This is a genomic window from Thiohalobacter sp. COW1, assembly GCF_016629505.1.
Lineage (GTDB): Bacteria > Pseudomonadota > Gammaproteobacteria > Thiohalobacterales > Thiohalobacteraceae > Thiohalobacter > Thiohalobacter thiocyanaticus_A.
Window position 1 is genome coordinate 204,684 of the sequence record NZ_AP024239.1, and the last position, 18,045, is coordinate 222,728.

Consider the following 18,045-nt stretch of genomic DNA (forward strand, 5'->3'; position numbering starts at 1 on the left):
GCTGTATCAGGCCTAACCACGCGCTGCAGGCGATCCGGAACAGCGGCGCATTGCTTGCTGTTCCGGGCGCCTGAGCGCGACGTTATCCGAAATGGGTTCCGTCCTGAGCATGGCGACGCGTGGATGAGTGGTACTGAATCAGAAGGACGGAGGAGTCCGATGAGGATAAGGGGGTAAATTGTGCAAGACAAGCTGAGCATAAGTGATCTGAATGCGGAAATAAGGGAACTGGGGGAGCGTTATCCAGAACTGAAGAACGACGACCTCTTCGTGCTCTGGTTTCTACGTGCTTACATCACAGATGATGAACGCCTTGCCGCGGAGGCTATCGCCGGTGGACCGAACGATAAGGGTATCGATGGTGTGTTCGTGGATGACAAAGCGAGGTCTGTCTTCGTGCTTCAAGGGAAATACCGTCATCAGGTCGGAAATAAGACCGAGGCGCGAAATGACGTGCTCAGTTTCGCAGATACAGCCCGCATACTTTCCTCACCGGAAACAGATACCTTTAAAGGATTCTTGGAAGGAATGGAGCCAAGAACTGCCAGCCTATTGGAAAGAGCCCGCCACGCCTTACGCCGCCGTGGTTACCGGCTATGGCTGTACTACGTAACCTTGGGGAAATGCTCAACCAAGACATTCGATGATGCGAGGCGTACAGCCCGTTCGAATGGTACACGTGCTGAATTTGACCTTATTGATGGGAAGCGGTGTATGCTACTTCTCCGCGACTATCTGGACGGTGTCGCCCCGCCAATACCCTCACTAGAGTTAGAAATGGAATCGGGTAGCGCGGTGAAAGTAAACGGAATATTACAACGTTTCGACGGCCTCACAGATGTGGAGTCCTGGGTATTCTCGATGAAGGGAAGCGATGTTGCAGAGCTATATCAGAGAAGCGGTATCCGAGTGTTTGCGCGCAATATCCGAGGATTTCTCGGGGATACGCCGGTGAACCAGTCGATGGTGGAAACCCTCGAACAAGAACCTGAGCGATTCTTCTATTATAACAATGGCATTACGGTAGTCTGTGACCAGGCGGAGAAACGCAGCAGTAAGGGGAAGGATTTCCTGGTTGTCGGCAATCCGCAAATTATCAATGGCCAACAGACCACGAGGACACTGGCAGCAAATGCAAAACACGCGGCCAACGCCAGCGTCCTGGTAAAGGTCATCCAGGTTCCGAGGGAAAATGGAAACGGAAATGACCACTTCGACTCTTTAATTTCTCAGATAGTGGCTGGAACTAACTGGCAGAATGCCATCAGTGCTGCGGACTTGATGGCAAACGATCGGCGACAGATTGAGATTGAGCGAGAGTTCCGAAAGCTAGGTTACCTCTACGTCCGTAAGAAGCAGTCAAAGTCTGAGGCGAAGCGGTTGTCCACAATTAAGCACCAACGTACAGTAAAGAAAGAGGAGCTGGCCCGTTGCGTGGCAGGTTGCGAACTGGACCCAGTGCTTCCCAGGTCGGGCATCAACAATCTGTTCGAGAGCGAGCTGTATCCGCGGGTGTTCCCATGCGCAGACCCTAACTACTACCTTCCTCGTTACCACCTCATGCGAAAAGTTACATACTGCTCGCGCGGTTATCCGGAGCGTGGATACGCCAAGTGGCTGGTCTTGAGGTTTATGTGGAAAGAGTTAAATACAATGGTTCGTGGGGCGCGTCAGGCAGAGGCATTCCGGGTTGCCTGTGAGAGGCAGGTCGATGAGGTTATTGTGCCCCTTAACCGTGCTATTGAGAAAGCGTTCGTTGCTGCCACCAAGTACTACCATCTGAACCGTGGGAAAGGTGCCAAGGCAGAAGACCCATCGCGGTTTTTCCGAAGTAAGCGCGGACGTGATAAGGAATTCGCCGCCTTTTGGAAATCGTCGGAAAACAAGGGCCAGCGTGTATTCAATAAGCACATGGCCAATGTGGAAGCTGGATTAAAAGCGTTTCATGGGAAGTGATGCTAGAAAAATATGCGATTCAAATATTTCTGAACAACGAAAATGGGGAATGGAGCTGAACGCAAACCTGGCGTCCGCTGATGTAAATGCAGTAGATCCGTTTGTGGCACATATCGGCTGAAAATATGCTTCATGGCAAAATGCTGCTTTAGGGTGAACGCGCCCCTCAGTGTCTCGATGAACTCGAGAACCGGTACCGGGGTCTTGCCGCCGCGGTTCGGGTTGACGCGCGGGTTCATGCGCTGGTTGTGATATGAGAGCGACCTCCTACCATGAATTGCCCCAACGCACTGCGTCGAATATGCTTGACAGTATGTTGGACGTTCTTTCTGAACCAGCCCGACGGCTAATACTGAGATAGCAATGCCCATTCTTTCAGCATTTAAAGATTTCCCAGATGAGGCAGCCCTTATTGGGCGTATGCTGGCAGGTTATGCCGATCTTGAAATTGATCTGATGTATTGTGCGAAAGCTGTGCGTGACGATCTTGATCTAGCGCTGAAGGCAATGTTTCGGGGTCGCGGCAACAGCCAGCGGATTGACGTCGCGGACGCAATTGCACGACAATCATATGTGGATTTAGGCTTGGCTGAGGAGTTCGGCGAAGCGATTGCTGAAGTGCGAGTGTGTTTGCGTATCAGGAACCTATATGCGCACTGCACATGGTGGAACGACAACTCTGGACAATTGGCATTTGCCAACCTAGAAGAGCTGGCGAAAGGGGATGCGGTCGTTGCTGATCTTCACGCTCTGACGGTGAACCACGTTACTGTCCCACATCTACAGCAGCAGTTTGACTACTTTGAGCATGCTGACCAAATGCTCATTGGAGTGCTTCAAGAAGGAAACCGTCGAGCCGGTAGGCCAGCTCATCCTGGAATCGCTATACCGAAAGCTATGGCGGCACCTGCAATTACGCTATGAAACTCGCTAGTTTATTGAGCGGCGATCCAGGTCGACCTGCTACCGCGCCGGTCCTATCGTCGCTATGCGGCAGCGATCACCTGAGCTAGGTCGCTGGACAGCTGAGTCAGGGAGGCTGAGGTGGCCGCAAAGTTCTTAATACCGCTGCCGGACTATCAGCGTATACATATGACTATCTACTCCGTTTTGAGTAGTGAACAGGCTAATGTCCTAAAGAGTTGCTTCTTTTTCTCAATGTTTGCAGCGGCGATACTCCGCCGGCACTACAAGATTGAAGCTGCGGCTGTGGCGGGGATCGCTGGCTACAGAATTGGTAGCGGTGAAAAGAACGTATTAATGTTCGCTGAAGCAGTTGGTAATGAACTTCATTGCACCGAGAATGGATTCCATGCGTGGGTCCAGGCGGAGGGGTGGCTCATCGATTTTATTGCGCCGATGTTTCCTCGCATTGTGCCTGGATCACCAAAGATGCTGCAAAAAAGGCTTTCTGATGTTTCGCCGAGTCCTGATGCGCTGATATCGCCGGGAGACTTCTTTGTTGAGGCCAATCCAGGGCGTACCAATGACTTATTTGAGCATTTTCTGTCCAAGCCTGCTCATGCGGATCTTCTTGATATAGCCGAACAGTGGTATCGCCGGCCTCCCAAGAAGATGCAGAAAACAATCCAAGTCAGTGACGGCAAGGGAGCAGTTAAGCCGGTCCCTTTCATCGGTACGCAAGTAGTTGGGGCTTGGTAGAAACATTCCCAGCCATCTAATCAAACCGACCTTCGCTACTCTAAGATCGCGCGGCTTATCGGTGCTGTTGAAAGTCTGCTTTTTCGATTGTTGCGCAAATTCACGAGCGCTCTGAACAAGGTGAAATACGCCGTTCGCCCCAATGAGCCCGATAACCCGTGTCAGAGCTGAGTGCTAGACGATTGCAATCGGATAACGAGGTTCAGAATCCAAGCTGTTTCCGCTGCAGCTCCCAGACCTGGGGAAAGGGATCCATTAACTCGGCCAGGGTCAAGGTGGCCGGATGCCTACTGTTGAGAATCGCCTCCTGGATGTCCGGGGCCAGCAGAACCAGACGCAGGATACGTGATGCATAGCTGGGGCTGGTGATCCCCTCGTCGGTGGCGATCTCTTTGACGCTGTCGTACTTGCCCTTGGCCAGCCAGCGGTTCCAGCGATGGGCCCGGACCAGGGCGTTGATCAACGTGACGTCTGCCTCAGTGTTGCGGTCGGGATTCACCGGCTGGCCTGTGGGCGAGAGAATGGTCTTGCGGCCGGAGTGGCGTCCCAACTGGGCGGGGATGAAGATGTGGATCACCTTGCCATCACGGCTAAGGTTTATGCTGGATTTCATGCGCTCATCTCCTTGGTTTCCCGGGCTGCGGTCTTCAGATCCAGCAACAGGCTGTTGATGCCATTTGTCCTGAGGTCGATATGGACGCCCTCAGGCTCCACCCGGATCCTCTCGATAAAGAGTTGCAGCAGCCGGGCCTGCTCCTTGTGGTAGAGGTGGTCCCAGACCGCCTCGATGGACTGGAGCCCTTCGCGTACTTCTTCCTCAGTGATGCCCTCATCCATGGTGGCGGCCGCCTTCCAGGTGCTGACGACCATGGCCGGGTTCCGAAAGATGGCCTTGATCTGGTCGAAGACGATGCCCTCGAGGTCACCGGCCCGCACCATGCGCACCGGGCAGTCCTCGTGGCCGCGTTTGTTGGCGGTGTGAGTGACGTAGTAGCGGTACCTTTTGTCGCCCCGTTTGGTATGGGTCGGCGTCATCGCCTTACCGTCGGGGCCGTAGAGCAACCCCTTGAGCGGGGCAGGCGTCTGTCGTCTGGAGTCCGCGGCACGCTGGGTGCGGTCCTGGGCCATGACCGTGTGTGCCTTGTCCCAAAGATCTTGGTCGATGATCGCCTTATGCTCGCCGGGGTACCATTTGTCCTTGTGCCGGATCTCGCCCAGGTAGATCCGGTTTCCGAGGATCTTGTAAAGGGTGGTCTTGTTGAACGGGAAGCCATCATTCATCCGACCGTCGCGACCGCGGCGGCGCTTGGTGCGGAAGCCCTGTTCGTTGAGTTCCTTGCACAGCAAGGTGGTGGAGCCCAGGCGGATGAAGCGGTTGAAAATGCGCCGCACCAAGTCCGCTTCCGGCTCGTTGGGAACCAGCTTGCGGCTGGCCACGTCGTAGCCCAGCGGTACGTAGCCGCCCATCCACATCCCTTTCTTTTTCGACAGGGCGATCTTGTCGCGGATGCGCTCGCCGGTGACCTCGCGCTCGAACTGGGCGAAGGAGAGCAGGATATTCAGCGTCAGCCGCCCCATGGAGGAGGTGGTGTTGAACTGCTGGGTGACCGAGACGAAGGAGACGCCGTGCTTGTCGAACAGGTCGATGATCTGGGCGAAGTCCCCGAGGGAGCGGCTGAGGCGGTCCACCTTGTAGACCACCACCACATCGAGCCTGTCGGCCTTCACGTCGGCTAATAGTTGCTGCAGCCCGGGCCGGTCCATGGTGCCGCCGGAGATGCCGCCGTCGTCGTAGCGGTTGGGCAGCAGCGTCCAGCCCTCGTGCTTCTGCGAATGGATATAGGATTCACCTGCCTCCCGCTGGGCATCCAGCGAGTTGAATTCCTGTTCCAGGCCCTCCTCGGACGACTTGCGGGTGTATACCACGCAGCGGATCGTTTTCTTCTTGTCGGTCATTTGCCGCTCCTGGTCAGGCCGAAGAACAGCGGTCCCGACCAGCGGGTGCCGGTGATCTCCCGGGCGATGTGGGACAGGCTGCGGAAGGTGCGGCCCTGATACTCGAAGCCGTTGCGGGTGACGGTGACGTGGTGCTCGACGCCCTGGTACTCGCGGATCAGCTTGGTGCCCACGGCGGGGCGCTTGAGCCGGTTGCTGCTGGGCTTGAGCTGCTCCTTGCTGCGCAGCAGCCGGTTGATGCGATCCTGGGCGTTGTCGGAGAGACCACCATAGGCCAACTCCTGAATGCGCCAGGCCAGCCGCGGGATCAGATAATCCCGCTTCTTGCGCGGGGCCGATTCGTCGAACAGCTCCCGCCACAGCTTTTTCAGTTCGTTATTTTCCAGTGACGGCAGCGCCGCCACCTTACCGATTACATCTGCGCTCATCGTTGTTCTTCTCCGTTGTGATAACGGTCATGATGAACGCTTCCGGTGGGCAGGAAGTCCAGTGGAAAATCGCTATCTTGCTGGGCGTTGCGGAGCCGGATGAGGCCGGCGGCGAGGATCTCGGCCGCCTCAGCCGTCCGCTCCTCGTCAGAGAGCATGTCTGCGGGTAGAAGGGTTTGCATCGCTTATCCTGGGTATCATTTTTGGAATTCGAAACCGTTGATAAGCACATTGTCCAGAGACGGCCCGACTAAATAAATCAGGAAGTTGCGGAGCATATGGGGCGGGAGGGGGTAAGCGAGTACTTGAAAGAATAATCCAATGTCCCCATCTAACGCGCGGGATCATGCTGTCTATTCTCGGGCGGTGTGACACATGCCTATTGAACAACAAAGAGGGACAGCGATGAATGATGCGGAAAACCTGAGTAAAATGCTCAACCATGTGCAGCCGGATTACTTCAGGAAATTCATAGCAGAGCATTTCCAGGTCGAACTGCAAGAGATCGATCCCAAGAAAGGCAAACGAGAAATCCGCGCGGGGTTTGCCGACACCCTGTCTTCACTACCGGTCGCTGAACGCCAGAAGATGGAGGAGCTGGCCGAGAAAATCGTGCTTCTCACCGACGGGCCCGGGCAGGACGCGGTCGACAGTGTCCGGTATGAACATTTCACCGAGGCAGCACAGCAGGAGGCTTTCGAAAAGCTTGGCAACCAATATGATCGCAGCCTGTGGTTGTTTGGTGAGGATCTCCGCCTGTTCAATGAGGCGATCGATGCGCGCTCGGCCGCCGTGTTCCGGCAGAGCGCAAGCTGCTACTCGGGGTTTATCGGCCCGAAAGATCTGGTGCTGAGAGAAGACACCGCCTCTGTCGATACTTTCCACGAAAAGGTCGCGGAGCAATTCAAATGCCCAAAAGATCAGGTGGCCGTCCAGGTATTCAGGCGACTGCATCCGGATTCCCAAACCGGTGACGATGTCGCGCTGTACCAGGTCAGCATTCACTACAACCTGGCACCGGAAGCGGTCGAGTGCGTGAAGGACAGCCAACTCGATAGCCAACAGGTGACGCGAGCCGTGTCTTCTTTCATCACCTATGAACCCGATAACGGGAACCTGGAGGTGCTGTCCAAAGATGGCAACGGTCGGGAAGCGCTGGCGCGACTGGCGGCCGATCACCTGCTCAGGTCATCGATTACCGGGGAGCGCATCCCATTGAAGCGGTATGACTACCAGTGCCTGGCGACACCGTTTCAGTTCGATATCCAAGGCGAGAACGTGGACTGGGCCCGGGTGACCCAGCTCGGCTATACGAAATCGGGCCGGAGCATGATCCTGAAGATCGGCATCAAGGATCCGGATGATATCTACCAGGCGTCACGTGACATGGTGACTGCCGATTTTAAATTCAGCCGGCACGTCATTACTTTCGCTCAGATCTCCCTCAAGATTCGCAAACAGTCCGGGGAGCGGGCAAGGACGGTACACATCGTCCTGCGGGGCGAGAATGGTTGCAACATCAAGACCAAACGCGAAAAAGACCGGGTGCTTTGTGACCACCTGCTGGAAAAATGGGGGATCGTGCGGGAGATCGGTGATGAGAGCCTTGCCGCCGCATAGGTCGCATGACCTGATCGGCCTGTTCGAGGCTTCTGCCCAGCCGATCGTGGGAAGCGATGGGCAGCGATTGTGCGGCATCCCGGCATGGGAGCTGGATAGACGCTATCCTGATTTTTCCAAGTCCCCGCTGGATGATTGGTTGACTACGGCTGGTTACGCCGGAGTGATCGAGGCGGACTTTGATGACGAGCCGGTTCAGGTGGAAATTGAAGAGGATGATGATCCTGCCTGGGTCCGCTTCCGGGAGCCGAACACGCTCCGATGGCAAAGGATACCGTTTACGGATACCGAGGTAAGGCAGATTGCCGAACAGCGTTTTCTGAACGCGGTAGCAGACCTGCTGGACATACCTCTGGCGCAACGTGATGGCATTGCCAGTCCGGCTATTCCCGGTGTCCTATGGGCGCTGGGAACCGCCCGGTTGGGTGATGGATTGCATCGCCAGGTCTGGCTGGTGAGGAAACTGGACCGATATTTGCCGGAGGTGGCGACATGGCTTTCGTCGCGCAGCAGCAGTGGTCTGTTGCTCTCCACCGGTCAGTGGCATTCCGATCTCATTCGGCTGCCCGAAGGCATCGTGCTCTGTCCATTGTGTGACGCCGTCGTGTCGCATCTGGAAGAGACGCGACTCGATACAGATTGGCTATATCGCCGGATGCTTGGTGTGTCGGAGAATATGGACGACTCCAATTTTCCGATCGAATTCGATCCCTACCGCAAGAGGCTTGTTATTCGTGGCAAGGCACCTTGGGTTCTTAAGGGGCCGAAACACGTCAAGGCCGTCGAGTATATGTTCAAGCAAGCCCGCAAGGGGCGCTGGGAATTGCCCGCCAAGGAGATTCTCGCCGCTGTCCGGGATAACGGGCAAGTAGGCGGGTCGGTACGAATGTCATCCCTGTTCGGAGCCAACATCGAATGGGAGGACTACATCACCCGAGTGAGGAAAGGCATCTACGCCTTCAAGCTGGACTAATCGATTCCCTATAGCCTATCCATCGCGTCCCGGATCTTCGCCAGGATGGCGCCGAAGGGCGGTTGTCCGCCGAAATACAGCGGTGCCGTTGCCTGGTAGGCGAGAGTGTATTGCTCGCGGGTCGCCGCGTCGGACAAAAGAAAGGCCTCGTTCTCTGCGATGATCAGGTTGTCATCTTGCCTGAAACGCTGTTCCTTTCTTGCATGGTATTCCGGCGTGCCGATGAACGCGGCCACGTCGGGATGGTCCAGGAGCTGACTGATATCGTAATAGTGCCGGAGGAAGTTCGGCGGCAATTCCCCGTTGGCCTGCTGTTGGCGGAATTTGGTGGAGACGGTCTGCAGTTTCTCCACAAAGGTATAGCCGGGATGATAGCAGGGCACGTTCATGGCACGGTTATCGGCGATGGCTACGTCAGCCGCCACGCCTCGATCAAAGGCCCAGGACGAAATCGTCCGGGGTAGGTTAGGCATGGTGTCGTCGAACCCGACCTCCAGCAGGATGCCTTCCTTCAAGCTCACCGGCTGATCGAAGGCGCTGTCGTAATGGAGGCGGATGCCACCGCTGCGGTATTTTTCGTCATCGAAGGCGTGATCACGGGCGATGCCGACGATACCGTCGATGTGAATGTTCCCGGCAAGCCAGTCGTAGAACTGCCTTCTTGATTCGATGTGCCGCGGTTTCTTGGTTTGGTTCTGCCCAGTGAAGACCTCGAAGGGCGCGCATGCCGGGTCGATGCGAATGTCGATGTCCTCGGAGAAACGCTGGATGATGCCGAAGCCCTTCGACAGCGAGGTACCGCCCTTGAGTTCGAAGCCGAGACTCTGCGCGCCCAAACCGTACAGGCAGTGCATGATCCAGTAGTCCTTCTCTACGAGCGCTGGTAGCACCCCGCGCTCGTCGGCGACGATTCGGACCAGATCGGAAAAATCAGAGCGTTCGTGCAGGTAAGGATCAGGCGGCATTCGACAATGCCTGCTCGAAGAACTTGCGCGTGGCGACCTTGCCGTAGTCACGCGCGGCGCGCCGGAGTCGGGCGGCGTCCAGTTCCTTTGCCTTGGCGCGCGCACGCTCACGGACCGCGGCAGGATCCTCCGCCAACTCGGAGAGGTTGTTCAGCAGGTCCACGAGCAGGAATTCTTCCGTGAGTCGCTTGGGGAAGCGGGGTTTCCTGCGGAACTCGAAGGGCATGCCGCCCAGGGTGAACTGGCCATGGCGCTTGTGGTTGTAGACGACGCGGCGGTTATAGAGCTGCGTGGTACCCAGGCCCAGGGCGTTGTAGGCATTGGGGGAGGTGAGCAGGAAGTCGTCCTCCTTGAGAAAGGTGCGGACAAGGTCCAGTTCATCCGGCGGAACGCGGCCGAAAACGGAAGCCTTGGGGTAGTAGTACAGGCCGTTCCGGAGCTTTTGCAGCACGCCCTCATCGACCAGCGCACGGGCATGGCGGTCGACGCTTCGCGACCACTGCGCCAAGTCAGCACGCCGGTAGACACGACCGGGGTGCAGGTGCCGTTTCAATTGCTCTAAACGCGTCATTGCCATCACCTCCGCAGGAAAATATAGCCCTTGTCGGCTATTTTGACAATAAATTTATTAAAAAATCATGCAAAACAAACAAGAAAAGTACAATTAAACAAATAAATACAGTGCCTTAAAAGATTTTCGTCGCCCATTCTTTCCCGGAAACAGGCCGCCGCAGGCCACGCGCACCCCCTTGATGCCTAAATACCGCCTCCTGGCGGTTCCTCGTTCTCAGGGGCATGAAATAGCCCCTTTCCGTTCACTCCGTACATTTCCCCGTACATGGCGGGTGCCGACGCCCGTACAAGTCGCTTCCGACAATGCACCTCACGTTTTGGCAACAACCCTACGGAGGCGAACGTGAGCGTCAAACACCTAAACCAACAAGATCTGGCCGAGCGCTGGGACTTATCGGAAAGAACCCTGGAACGGTGGCGGTCCATCGGCTGGGGACCCTGCTTCCTCAAGATCGGGGGACGCGTGGTCTACCGCCTCGAGGACATCGAGGCCTACGAGCGTCTGCATATGCGCGAGTCCACCTCCGAACCTGCCCATCCGGCGTCGGTGGGAGGTGTGGCATGAGCATCACGCTGGATGACGCCAGGCTCCTGTCCGTCGCCGAGATGACCGGGCTCTGTGCGCAGGACCTGATGCAGCTGCAATCCACGGCCGCCGATTCTCTGCGCCAGGCCAAGGATCTCAAGGACTGGATCGACGGGGCCATCGCCCTGAAATACGACGCCCAGGCCAAGGCGCTGCGCGCCCAGCTCGGCAAGGACACCGGCACCGTCCACTTCGAGGATGGCGGTATCCGCGTCACCTCGGATCTTCCGAAGAAGCCGGTCTGGGACCAGAGCAAGCTGTCCGAGATCGCCGAGCGCATCGCCGCCAGTGGCGACGATCCCACCGAGTACCTGGACATCACCTGCAAAGTCGCCGAGCGCAAATACAGCGCCTGGCCGCAGAGCATGCGCGAGGTGTTCGCGCCGGCCCGCACGCTCAAGACCGGCAAGCCCACCTTTCATCTGTCTCTGAACGAGGAGTAGCGCCATGTTCAAGAAACGCACTTTGCTCGAGAAGCTGAAAAATCAGCATCCCTATCTGTTGGATGCCTTGCCCGAACAGATCCGGTCGGACGGTGTGGAGGTGTCCATCGAAGACGCCACGCTCGACCAGATCGCCTTTGCCGTCCTCGCCCTCGAAAACGAGGTCCGGCCCATCAGTCGGCGTATGAACGCCTTGCGTGAGCTCTACGATCTCGCCCGCAAACGGGGGGCCCTGGGCGCGCATCGGGTCGGGGATGCCTTCTCGGATGAGGAGGGCCGTTCATGAGTCTGCCCATCATATCCGCCGATCAGCGGCTGGCCGAGAAGCGCGGCATCAAGGGCTGCATCTTCGGCAAGTCGGGCATCGGCAAGACCAGTCTGCTGTGGACCCTGGAGCCGGAGAGCACCCTGTTCTTCGATCTGGAAGCCGGGGATCTGGCCATCGAAGGCTGGGCCGGCGATAGCATCCGGCCCAAGACCTGGCAGGAGTGCCGCGACTTCGCGGTGTTCATCGGCGGGCCCAATCCGGCGCTGCGCGAGGACCAGCCCTATAGCCAGGCCCACTTCGATGCGGTGTGCGAGCGTTTCGGTGATCCGGTGGCGCTGGCCAAGTACGAGACGGTGTTCATTGACTCGATCACGGTTGCGGGCCGTCTCTGCTTCCAGTGGTGCAAGGGCCAGCCGCAGGCCTTTAGCGAGCGCAGCGGCAAACCGGACATGCGCGGCGCCTACGGTCTGCACGGCCAAGAGATGATCGCCTGGCTCACCCATCTGCAGCACACCCGCAACAAAAACATCTGGTTCGTCGGCATCCTCGATGAACGGGTCGACGACTTCAACCGCAAGGTGTTCGCGCCGCAGATCGACGGCTCCAAGACCGGTCTGGAACTTCCCGGGATCGTCGATCAGGTGATCGCCATGGCGGAGGTGACGGACGACGATGGGCAAGGCTATCGCGCCTTCATCAACCACACCCTGAACCCCTGGGGCTACCCGGCCAAGGATCGCAGCGGGCGCCTGGCCATGATCGAAGAACCGCACCTCGGTCGCCTGATGGTGAAGATCCGCAGCGCCGTCAAGCCCGCCGCGGAACGCCTGACCTTTGGTGGCGCTGACCACACCAGGGTGCCGCAAGACCCCAATACCGTTTCTCCCGAATCCAACCTCTCTGAAGAAGGAGTCCAATAATGACTGCTTGGAATGATTACAACTCTGCCGACGATCAGAACAGCTTCGATCTGATTCCCAAGGGCACCCTGGTGAAGGTGCGCATGACCATCAAGCCGGGTGGCCACGATGACCCGGCACAGGGCTGGACCGGCGGCTACGCCACTCAGAACCAGACCACCGGCTCGGTCTATCTCAACTGCGAGTTCGTAGTGCTGGATGATCCCTACGCACGCCGCAAGATGTGGAGCCTGATCGGCCTGCACAGCCCCAAGGGACCCGAGTGGGCCAACATGGGTCGCGCCTTCATCAAGGGCATCCTCAACTCCGCGCGCGGTCTGCACCCGCAGGATAACTCGCCCCCGGCCCAGCAGGCCCGGCGCATCAACGGCTTCGCCGATCTCGATGGCATCGAGTTCGTCGGCAAGGTGGAGATGGAGAAGGACCAGCACGGCGAGGACAAGAACGTCATCAAGATGGCCATCACGCCGGAGCGCAAGGAATACGCCGGGGTGATGGGCAAGGTCGCTCCGCAGCCCGTGCAGCATCAGGCGCCATCCCATCCGCAACAGCCGGCGGCAGCACCCATCGGCCGTCCCAGCTGGGCACAGTAAGGAGGGGCGGCGATGATTCTGAGACCCCGCCAGAAGGTGTTCGTCGAGCGTTCGATCAAGGCGCTCGACGAGCACGGCAACACCCTCGGCGTCGCCCCGACCGGCGCAGGCAAGACCATCATGCTCTCCGGCGTTGCCGGGGAATGGTTGGACGATACGGATGCCAAGGCCTGCGTGCTGGCCCACCGGGACGAGCTGACGAGCCAGAACAAGGCCAAGTTCCGCAAGGTCAATCCCGGCATCGAGACCTCCGTGTTCGATGCCCGGGAGAAGTCCTGGTCCGGCCAGGCCACCTTTGCCATGGTCCAGACCCTCTCGCGCGAGGCCAACCTCAAGCGCATGCCGACGCTGGACCTGCTGGTGATCGACGAGGCGCATCACGTCGCGGCACCGAGCTACCGGCGCATCATCGACCACGCCCGGGAGCGCAATCCGGATCTGGCCGTGTTCGGCGTGACCGCCACGCCCAATCGCGGCGATCGCAAGGGACTGCGGCCGGTGTTCAGTAACGTGGCGGACCAGATCACCCTGGGCGAGTTGATCCAGTCCGGTCATCTGGTGCCGCCGCGCACCTTCGTGGTCGATGTCGGCACCCAGGCAGCATTGTCCGGCGTGAAGCGCACCGCCGACGACTTCGACATGGCCGAGGTGGACGCCATCATGAACAAGGCGCCCATCACCGAGGCGGTCATCCGCCACTGGCAGGAAAAGGCCGGGAACCGCAAGACGGCAGTGTTTTGCTCTACCATCGGCCATGCCCGCAACGTCGCCGAGGCCTTCACTGCCGCCGACGTGCCCGCCGTGCTCGTCCACGGCGAGCTGTCCAACAGCGAGCGCAAGGCGGCCCTGGCCCGGTTCGAGCAGGGCGAGGCGCAGGTGGTGGTCAATGTCGCGGTGCTCACCGAGGGCTGGGACCATCCGCCGACCGACTGTGTCGTGTTGCTGCGGCCGAGTTCCTTCAAGTCCACCCTGATCCAGATGATCGGCCGCGGTTTGCGCACCGTCGATCCCAACGAATATCCCGGCGTCACTAAGACTGATTGCATCGTTCTCGATTTCGGCACCAGCACCTTGCTGCACGGCTCGCTGGAGCAGGACGTCAATTTGGACGGCCGGGACCTCACCGGCGAGGCACCGCAGAAGGAATGTCCCGAGTGCGGCGCGCAGGTGCCTGCAGCATCCCTGGAGTGTCCGCTCTGCGGTCACCGCTGGGAGCGTGCCGAGTCCGGTGAGCCGATCGAGCTGACCGACTTCGTCATGTCCGAGCTGGACCTGCTCAAGCGCTCTTCGTTCCGCTGGTGCGATCTGTTCGGTGACGACGGGGCGTTGATGGCCACCGGCTTCGATGCCTGGGCCGGTGTGTTCTTCCTGAACGGCCGCTGGTACAGCGTCGGCGGCGGCAAGAACCTCGCTACCTGCCTGCTGGCGCTCGGCGAGCGCACGGTTTGTCTCGCCGCGGCGGACGACTGGCTCAACGCGCACGAGTCGGAGGATACCGCGCTCAAGTCCCGCCGCTGGTTGAATCAGGCCGCGACCCAGCAGCAGCTGCGTTACCTGCCGCCGGCCTATCGCCAGGACTTCGGTCTCACCCGCTACCAGGCTTCCTGTCTGCTGGCCTTCCAGTTCAACAAGCGTGACATCCAGTCCCGGGTGTTTGGTGCGGCGGATCAACGGGAGGCGGCATGAATGCTCTGCGCAGTTTGTGGACGGGAAGGACGGGGCTTCTGCTGGGTGTCACCGCCGAGATCCGAGGTGAAACGTCAGTTCAAGCGCTTCTGCTCGATGCAATGCCAGTCGCTGTATGCGAAGCGCTTCAAAGCGGGTGGTGGCGTCGTGATTGATCCCACTCATAACGAAAAGGCCGCTATGGAAGCCGTGCTGCCTCAGCTCGGAGAGTACGTGGCATCAATCGGGATGGATAAGCCTCTGTCGGTGTACAGCCGCGCGGAGATCCTGCAGCTGGTGGACGTAGTGCTCACCGCCTACTTCGACAACCTGCGTGATCTCACGCCGGAAGACGTACCGTTCTGAGGGGGCGCGGATGCTGGATTTCAATTCTTCCGCGTCGTTCAGCGAGCGGGTGACGGGCTTCATCGATGAGGCACTGGCGTCAGAGCGCGATGCGCAGACACCGCGTGCCTACCTAGGCGCATCCCGGCTGGGTGTCGCCTGCGACCGGGCGCTGCAGTACGAGTATCTGCAGGCCCCGGTCGATCCGGGCCGCGAGTTCTCAGGAACCACACTGCGCATCTTCGAGGCGGGTCATGTGTTCGAGGACCTTGCGATCCGCTGGCTGCGGCAGGCCGGCTTCGAACTGCATACGGCAACCTCGCAAGGCGGGCAATACGGTTTCTCTGCCGCCGGCGGCCGTATCCAGGGCCATGTGGACGGCATTCTGGCCACGGCACCGGCATCACTCGGGCTCGGCTGCCCGGCGCTGTGGGAGTGCAAGTCGCTCAATGCCAAATCGTGGAAGGACACGGTCAAGCGCGGGGTGACGCTGTCCAAGCCGGTCTATGCGGCACAGATCGCGCTCTACCAGGCTTATATGGAACCGCAGATCCCGGGCATCAGTGCAAACCCGGCGCTTTTCACCGCCATCAACAAGGACACTGCAGAGATCTATTTCGAGCTCGTGCCATTCAATGGCCAGTTGGCACAACGTGCCTCGGACCGTGGCGTGCGCATCCTGCAGTCCTGTGACGCCCACGAGTTGTTGCCGCGCATGAGCAACGATCCGACCCACTACGAGTGCAAGTTCTGTCCCTGGCAGGACCGCTGTTGGGGAGGCGGATCTTGATGGTGGACAACATCGTCTGGCTCGACTTCAACGACGCGCCCGACCAGGAGATCACAGCCACCGATTCCGTGCCCGACGCCAAGGTGCTGAAGGCGCGCCTGCTGGCACGGCTGCCGGAGGTGCTGGCCTGGCTGTTCCCCAACGGCAAGATCCGCGGCAGGCAGTTTTTCATCGGTGATCTGCAGGGCAACCCCGGCAAGAGCCTGGTGGTGGAACTCGACGGTCCCAAGGCGGGCATGTGGATCGACTTCGCCACCGGAGAGAGCGACGACGTGTTCGGTCTCTGGGCGGCGAACCTTTGCCTGGACAGCCAGCGGCAGTTCCCGGAGCTGGTGCGTGAGATCAGCCGCTGGTTGGGTGATGTACCGCCTGCCGTATCTCCATCACCTTCATACAAGCCGCCGGTCGACGACCTCGGCCCCTGGTCGGCCAAGTGGGACTACCACGACGGTGACGGGAGACTCATCGCCTGTGTTTACCGCTACGACACCCCGGACGGCAAGGAATACCGGCCGTGGGATGTGCGCGAACGCAAGATGCGCGCGCCCAACCCGAGACCGCTCTACAACCAGCCGGGGTTGTTGGCCGCCTCCGAGGTGGTGTTGGTCGAAGGCGAGAAAGCGGCCGATGCGCTGATCAATCAGGGTATCGCCGCCACCACCGCCATGAACGGCGCCAATGCGCCGGTGGACAAGACCGACTGGTCGCCGCTTGTGGGCAAGCGCGTGCTGATCTGGCCGGACAAGGATGAGGCCGGGATCCAATACGCCGAACGTGCGCGGGATGCGCTACTCCGTTCGGGCGCAGCATCGGTGGCCGTCCTCGATCCGCCTGCCGACAAGCCGGAAAAATGGGACGCGGCGGATGCGGTGGCGGAGCAGCTGGATGTCGCCGCCTTCCTCCGATCCGCGCCGAGAGCCGAGGTACGTGGCGCGTCCGGTATCCCGGTGTTCAGCCTGGGAGAGCTACTGGCGGACACATCCCCCATGCCCGATGACCTGATCGAACCCCGGGTGCTGACGCCGGGCGGCATGATCGTCTTCGGCGGCGCGCCCAAGGTGGGCAAGAGCGATTTCCTGCTCACTATGCTCACCCACATGGCGGCAGGCGAGCCGTTTCTGGAACTCAACCCGCCCCGGCCGTTGCGCGTCTTCTATCTGCAGGCGGAAGTGCAGTACCACTACCTGCGTGAGCGCTTTCAGGCGATGAACCTGCCGCCGGCGGTGATCCGCAGAGCGGCCGGCAACCTCAAGGTCACGCCGCAACTCAAGCTGGTGCTCAACGACGAGGGCATGGCCTCGGTGCTGGTCGCCATGCGGCAGGCCTTCACCGAGCCGTCGTTGGACGTGCTGGTCATCGATCCCATCCGCAACGTCTTCGACGGCGGCCCGGAGGGCGCCAGCGAGAACGACAACAACGCCATGCTGTTCTTTCTGCGCGAGCGGGTGGAGCAGCTGCGCGATGCGGTGAATGCCGAGGCGGGCATCATCCTGGCCCATCACACCAAGAAGATCGGTAAGAAGCAGGTCGAGGAAGATCCGTTCCTGGCGCTTTCCGGCGCGGGCAGCCTGCGCGGCTATTACACCACCGGCATGTTGCTGTATCGCCCGGACGAGAGCCGCACCGATCGCATGCTGGTGTTCGAACTGCGCAACGGCCCGGGCCTGGCGCCCAAACGTGTCGACAAGTCCGGCGGGCGCTGGGTGGAACTCGATCCGCACAGCGAGCGCCTGGTCAACCAGGACCACGGCGCGCGCCTGGACGCCGAACGGCGCCGCAAGCGCGATGTGATCCTGCAGCTGATCTTCGACGAGGCCGCCGAGGGCCGGATCTATACCGCCAACCAGTTCGCCGAAGCCTTCGAAGGCAAGGCCGGGCTCGGCGCCAACCGCACCATCAACGAACGGCTGGCCGTGCTGGCCACCAAGGGCTACATCAAGTTCTTCCGCAATCCCGAGGACTACGGCCTGCCGCCGCTGACCCGCAGCAAGTTCGGCAACCTCTGCGTCGAGCAGATGACCCTGCCGGGTAACGAACAGATCGATACCGACACCGGCGAGATCACCCGCTCACACCGCATCGTCAAACCCACCCATTACAAATGTCCGCAGACCGGCGCGGTGCTGCCCGTCGAGGACCCGGACGTCTGGATCTATCACGAGGAGGACCAACAATGAATCAACCGACATCCGCCGACAGGACTACGCGCGCAGGCCGTCTGCAAACTGACCCAGTTTGCTGCAATCTGCAAACTGCCTGCAAACTGGAATCGAGGCAAAACAAGGCTTTGCGCCAGTTTGCA

At 59.6% G+C, this 18,045-nt stretch carries 20 protein-coding genes; 14 read left to right on the forward strand and 6 right to left on the reverse strand.

Annotation, left to right across the window (positions count from 1 at the left end; all coding sequences use genetic code 11):
• Nucleotides 1–180: 180 nt before the first annotated feature.
• The 3 genes from COW1_RS00890 (at nucleotide 181) to COW1_RS00900 (ending at nucleotide 3,618) form a co-directional block, all read left to right on the forward strand.
• Nucleotides 181–1,956, forward strand: coding sequence for an AIPR family protein (locus COW1_RS00890; protein ID WP_201345125.1), 1,776 nt, complete (start codon nucleotides 181–183; stop codon nucleotides 1,954–1,956).
• Nucleotides 1,957–2,319: 363 nt separating this feature from the next.
• The gene (locus COW1_RS00895) at nucleotides 2,320–2,880 is read left to right on the forward strand and encodes a hypothetical protein (RefSeq protein WP_201345126.1); all 561 of its coding nucleotides are present in this window, start codon (nucleotides 2,320–2,322) and stop codon (nucleotides 2,878–2,880) included.
• A 120-nt stretch (nucleotides 2,881–3,000) separates the two neighbouring features.
• The gene (locus COW1_RS00900; RefSeq protein ID WP_201345127.1) at nucleotides 3,001–3,618 is read left to right on the forward strand and encodes a DUF2026 family protein; all 618 of its coding nucleotides are present in this window, start codon (nucleotides 3,001–3,003) and stop codon (nucleotides 3,616–3,618) included.
• Between the two features lie 202 nt (nucleotides 3,619–3,820).
• Here the strand turns inward: COW1_RS00900 and COW1_RS00905 are convergent, their stop codons facing one another.
• From COW1_RS00905 to COW1_RS00920, 4 genes are read right to left on the reverse strand one after another with little or no spacing between them, the layout of a single operon-like run.
• The gene (locus tag COW1_RS00905; protein ID WP_201345128.1) at nucleotides 3,821–4,231 is read right to left on the reverse strand and encodes a hypothetical protein; all 411 of its coding nucleotides are present in this window, start codon (nucleotides 4,229–4,231) and stop codon (nucleotides 3,821–3,823) included.
• Nucleotides 4,228–5,574 (reverse strand): recombinase family protein, encoded by a 1,347-nt coding sequence (locus tag COW1_RS00910; protein WP_201345129.1) that lies wholly within the window; start codon nucleotides 5,572–5,574, stop codon nucleotides 4,228–4,230. Before COW1_RS00910 ends, COW1_RS00905 begins: the two co-directional genes overlap by 4 nt.
• On the reverse strand, nucleotides 5,571–6,002 hold the full coding sequence (locus COW1_RS00915) for a DUF2924 domain-containing protein (protein WP_201345130.1): 432 nt from the start codon (nucleotides 6,000–6,002) through the stop codon (nucleotides 5,571–5,573). Before COW1_RS00915 ends, COW1_RS00910 begins: the two co-directional genes overlap by 4 nt.
• Nucleotides 5,999–6,184, reverse strand: coding sequence for a hypothetical protein (locus tag COW1_RS00920; RefSeq protein ID WP_201345131.1), 186 nt, complete (start codon nucleotides 6,182–6,184; stop codon nucleotides 5,999–6,001). The genes COW1_RS00915 and COW1_RS00920 overlap by 4 nt, the downstream gene beginning before the upstream one ends.
• Before the next feature lie 193 nt (nucleotides 6,185–6,377).
• Here COW1_RS00920 and COW1_RS00925 point away from each other — a divergent pair, with 193 nt between their 5' ends.
• Nucleotides 6,378–7,622, forward strand: coding sequence for a hypothetical protein (locus COW1_RS00925; protein WP_201345132.1), 1,245 nt, complete (start codon nucleotides 6,378–6,380; stop codon nucleotides 7,620–7,622).
• A complete protein-coding gene (locus COW1_RS00930; RefSeq protein ID WP_201345133.1) occupies nucleotides 7,600–8,595 on the forward strand; it encodes a hypothetical protein in 996 nt (331 codons plus the stop codon). Before COW1_RS00925 ends, COW1_RS00930 begins: the two co-directional genes overlap by 23 nt.
• Nucleotides 8,596–8,603: 8 nt before the next feature.
• Here the strand turns inward: COW1_RS00930 and COW1_RS00935 are convergent, their stop codons facing one another.
• A complete protein-coding gene (locus tag COW1_RS00935; protein ID WP_201345134.1) occupies nucleotides 8,604–9,560 on the reverse strand; it encodes a nucleotidyl transferase AbiEii/AbiGii toxin family protein in 957 nt (318 codons plus the stop codon).
• Entirely contained in the window at nucleotides 9,550–10,131 is a 582-nt protein-coding gene (locus COW1_RS00940; protein ID WP_201345135.1) for a hypothetical protein, read from the reverse strand. The genes COW1_RS00935 and COW1_RS00940 overlap by 11 nt, the downstream gene beginning before the upstream one ends.
• A 345-nt stretch (nucleotides 10,132–10,476) precedes the next feature.
• Between COW1_RS00940 and COW1_RS00945 the strand changes: the two genes are divergently transcribed.
• From COW1_RS00945 to COW1_RS00985, 9 genes are all read left to right on the forward strand, one after another.
• A complete protein-coding gene (locus COW1_RS00945; RefSeq protein ID WP_201345136.1) occupies nucleotides 10,477–10,698 on the forward strand; it encodes an AlpA family transcriptional regulator in 222 nt (73 codons plus the stop codon).
• Entirely contained in the window at nucleotides 10,695–11,162 is a 468-nt protein-coding gene (locus tag COW1_RS00950) for a hypothetical protein (RefSeq protein ID WP_201345137.1), read from the forward strand. Before COW1_RS00945 ends, COW1_RS00950 begins: the two co-directional genes overlap by 4 nt.
• A gap of 4 nt (nucleotides 11,163–11,166) precedes the next feature.
• A complete protein-coding gene (locus COW1_RS00955; protein ID WP_201345138.1) occupies nucleotides 11,167–11,448 on the forward strand; it encodes a hypothetical protein in 282 nt (93 codons plus the stop codon).
• Nucleotides 11,445–12,350: an ATP-binding protein gene (locus tag COW1_RS00960; protein ID WP_201345139.1), complete on the forward strand. Its 906-nt coding sequence runs from the start codon at nucleotides 11,445–11,447 to the stop codon at nucleotides 12,348–12,350. The genes COW1_RS00955 and COW1_RS00960 overlap by 4 nt, the downstream gene beginning before the upstream one ends.
• Nucleotides 12,350–12,943, forward strand: a complete 594-nt coding sequence (locus COW1_RS00965; RefSeq protein WP_201345140.1) for a hypothetical protein — start codon at nucleotides 12,350–12,352, stop codon at nucleotides 12,941–12,943. Before COW1_RS00960 ends, COW1_RS00965 begins: the two co-directional genes overlap by 1 nt.
• 12 nt (nucleotides 12,944–12,955) lie before the next feature.
• A complete protein-coding gene (locus COW1_RS00970) occupies nucleotides 12,956–14,629 on the forward strand; it encodes a DEAD/DEAH box helicase (RefSeq protein WP_201345141.1) in 1,674 nt (557 codons plus the stop codon).
• Between the two features lie 66 nt (nucleotides 14,630–14,695).
• Entirely contained in the window at nucleotides 14,696–14,974 is a 279-nt protein-coding gene (locus COW1_RS00975; protein WP_201345142.1) for a DUF6511 domain-containing protein, read from the forward strand.
• A 10-nt stretch (nucleotides 14,975–14,984) separates the two neighbouring features.
• On the forward strand, nucleotides 14,985–15,743 hold the full coding sequence (locus tag COW1_RS00980; RefSeq protein WP_201345143.1) for a hypothetical protein: 759 nt from the start codon (nucleotides 14,985–14,987) through the stop codon (nucleotides 15,741–15,743).
• Nucleotides 15,743–17,920, forward strand: coding sequence for an AAA family ATPase (locus COW1_RS00985; RefSeq protein WP_201345144.1), 2,178 nt, complete (start codon nucleotides 15,743–15,745; stop codon nucleotides 17,918–17,920). Before COW1_RS00980 ends, COW1_RS00985 begins: the two co-directional genes overlap by 1 nt.
• The last annotated feature ends 125 nt before the right edge of the window (nucleotides 17,921–18,045 follow it).

What these genes read in the sequence shown, in the direction of transcription:
- COW1_RS00985 (WP_201345144.1), top strand. Translation starts at nt 15,743, where the DNA reads ATGGTGGACAACATCGTCTGGCTCGACTTCAACGACGCGCCCGACCAG.
- COW1_RS00935 (WP_201345134.1), bottom strand. Translation starts at nt 9,560, where the DNA reads ATGCCGCCTGATCCTTACCTGCACGAACGCTCTGATTTTTCCGATCTG.
- COW1_RS00970 (WP_201345141.1), top strand. Translation starts at nt 12,956, where the DNA reads ATGATTCTGAGACCCCGCCAGAAGGTGTTCGTCGAGCGTTCGATCAAG.
- COW1_RS00960 (WP_201345139.1), top strand. Translation starts at nt 11,445, where the DNA reads ATGAGTCTGCCCATCATATCCGCCGATCAGCGGCTGGCCGAGAAGCGC.
- COW1_RS00930 (WP_201345133.1), top strand. Translation starts at nt 7,600, where the DNA reads ATGAGAGCCTTGCCGCCGCATAGGTCGCATGACCTGATCGGCCTGTTC.
- COW1_RS00950 (WP_201345137.1), top strand. Translation starts at nt 10,695, where the DNA reads ATGAGCATCACGCTGGATGACGCCAGGCTCCTGTCCGTCGCCGAGATG.
- COW1_RS00905 (WP_201345128.1), bottom strand. Translation starts at nt 4,231, where the DNA reads ATGAAATCCAGCATAAACCTTAGCCGTGATGGCAAGGTGATCCACATC.
- COW1_RS00940 (WP_201345135.1), bottom strand. Translation starts at nt 10,131, where the DNA reads ATGACGCGTTTAGAGCAATTGAAACGGCACCTGCACCCCGGTCGTGTC.
- COW1_RS00965 (WP_201345140.1), top strand. Translation starts at nt 12,350, where the DNA reads ATGACTGCTTGGAATGATTACAACTCTGCCGACGATCAGAACAGCTTC.
- COW1_RS00955 (WP_201345138.1), top strand. Translation starts at nt 11,167, where the DNA reads ATGTTCAAGAAACGCACTTTGCTCGAGAAGCTGAAAAATCAGCATCCC.
- COW1_RS00925 (WP_201345132.1), top strand. Translation starts at nt 6,378, where the DNA reads ATGCCTATTGAACAACAAAGAGGGACAGCGATGAATGATGCGGAAAAC.
- COW1_RS00910 (WP_201345129.1), bottom strand. Translation starts at nt 5,574, where the DNA reads ATGACCGACAAGAAGAAAACGATCCGCTGCGTGGTATACACCCGCAAG.
- COW1_RS00980 (WP_201345143.1), top strand. Translation starts at nt 14,985, where the DNA reads ATGCTGGATTTCAATTCTTCCGCGTCGTTCAGCGAGCGGGTGACGGGC.
- COW1_RS00895 (WP_201345126.1), top strand. Translation starts at nt 2,320, where the DNA reads ATGCCCATTCTTTCAGCATTTAAAGATTTCCCAGATGAGGCAGCCCTT.
- COW1_RS00920 (WP_201345131.1), bottom strand. Translation starts at nt 6,184, where the DNA reads ATGCAAACCCTTCTACCCGCAGACATGCTCTCTGACGAGGAGCGGACG.
- COW1_RS00915 (WP_201345130.1), bottom strand. Translation starts at nt 6,002, where the DNA reads ATGAGCGCAGATGTAATCGGTAAGGTGGCGGCGCTGCCGTCACTGGAA.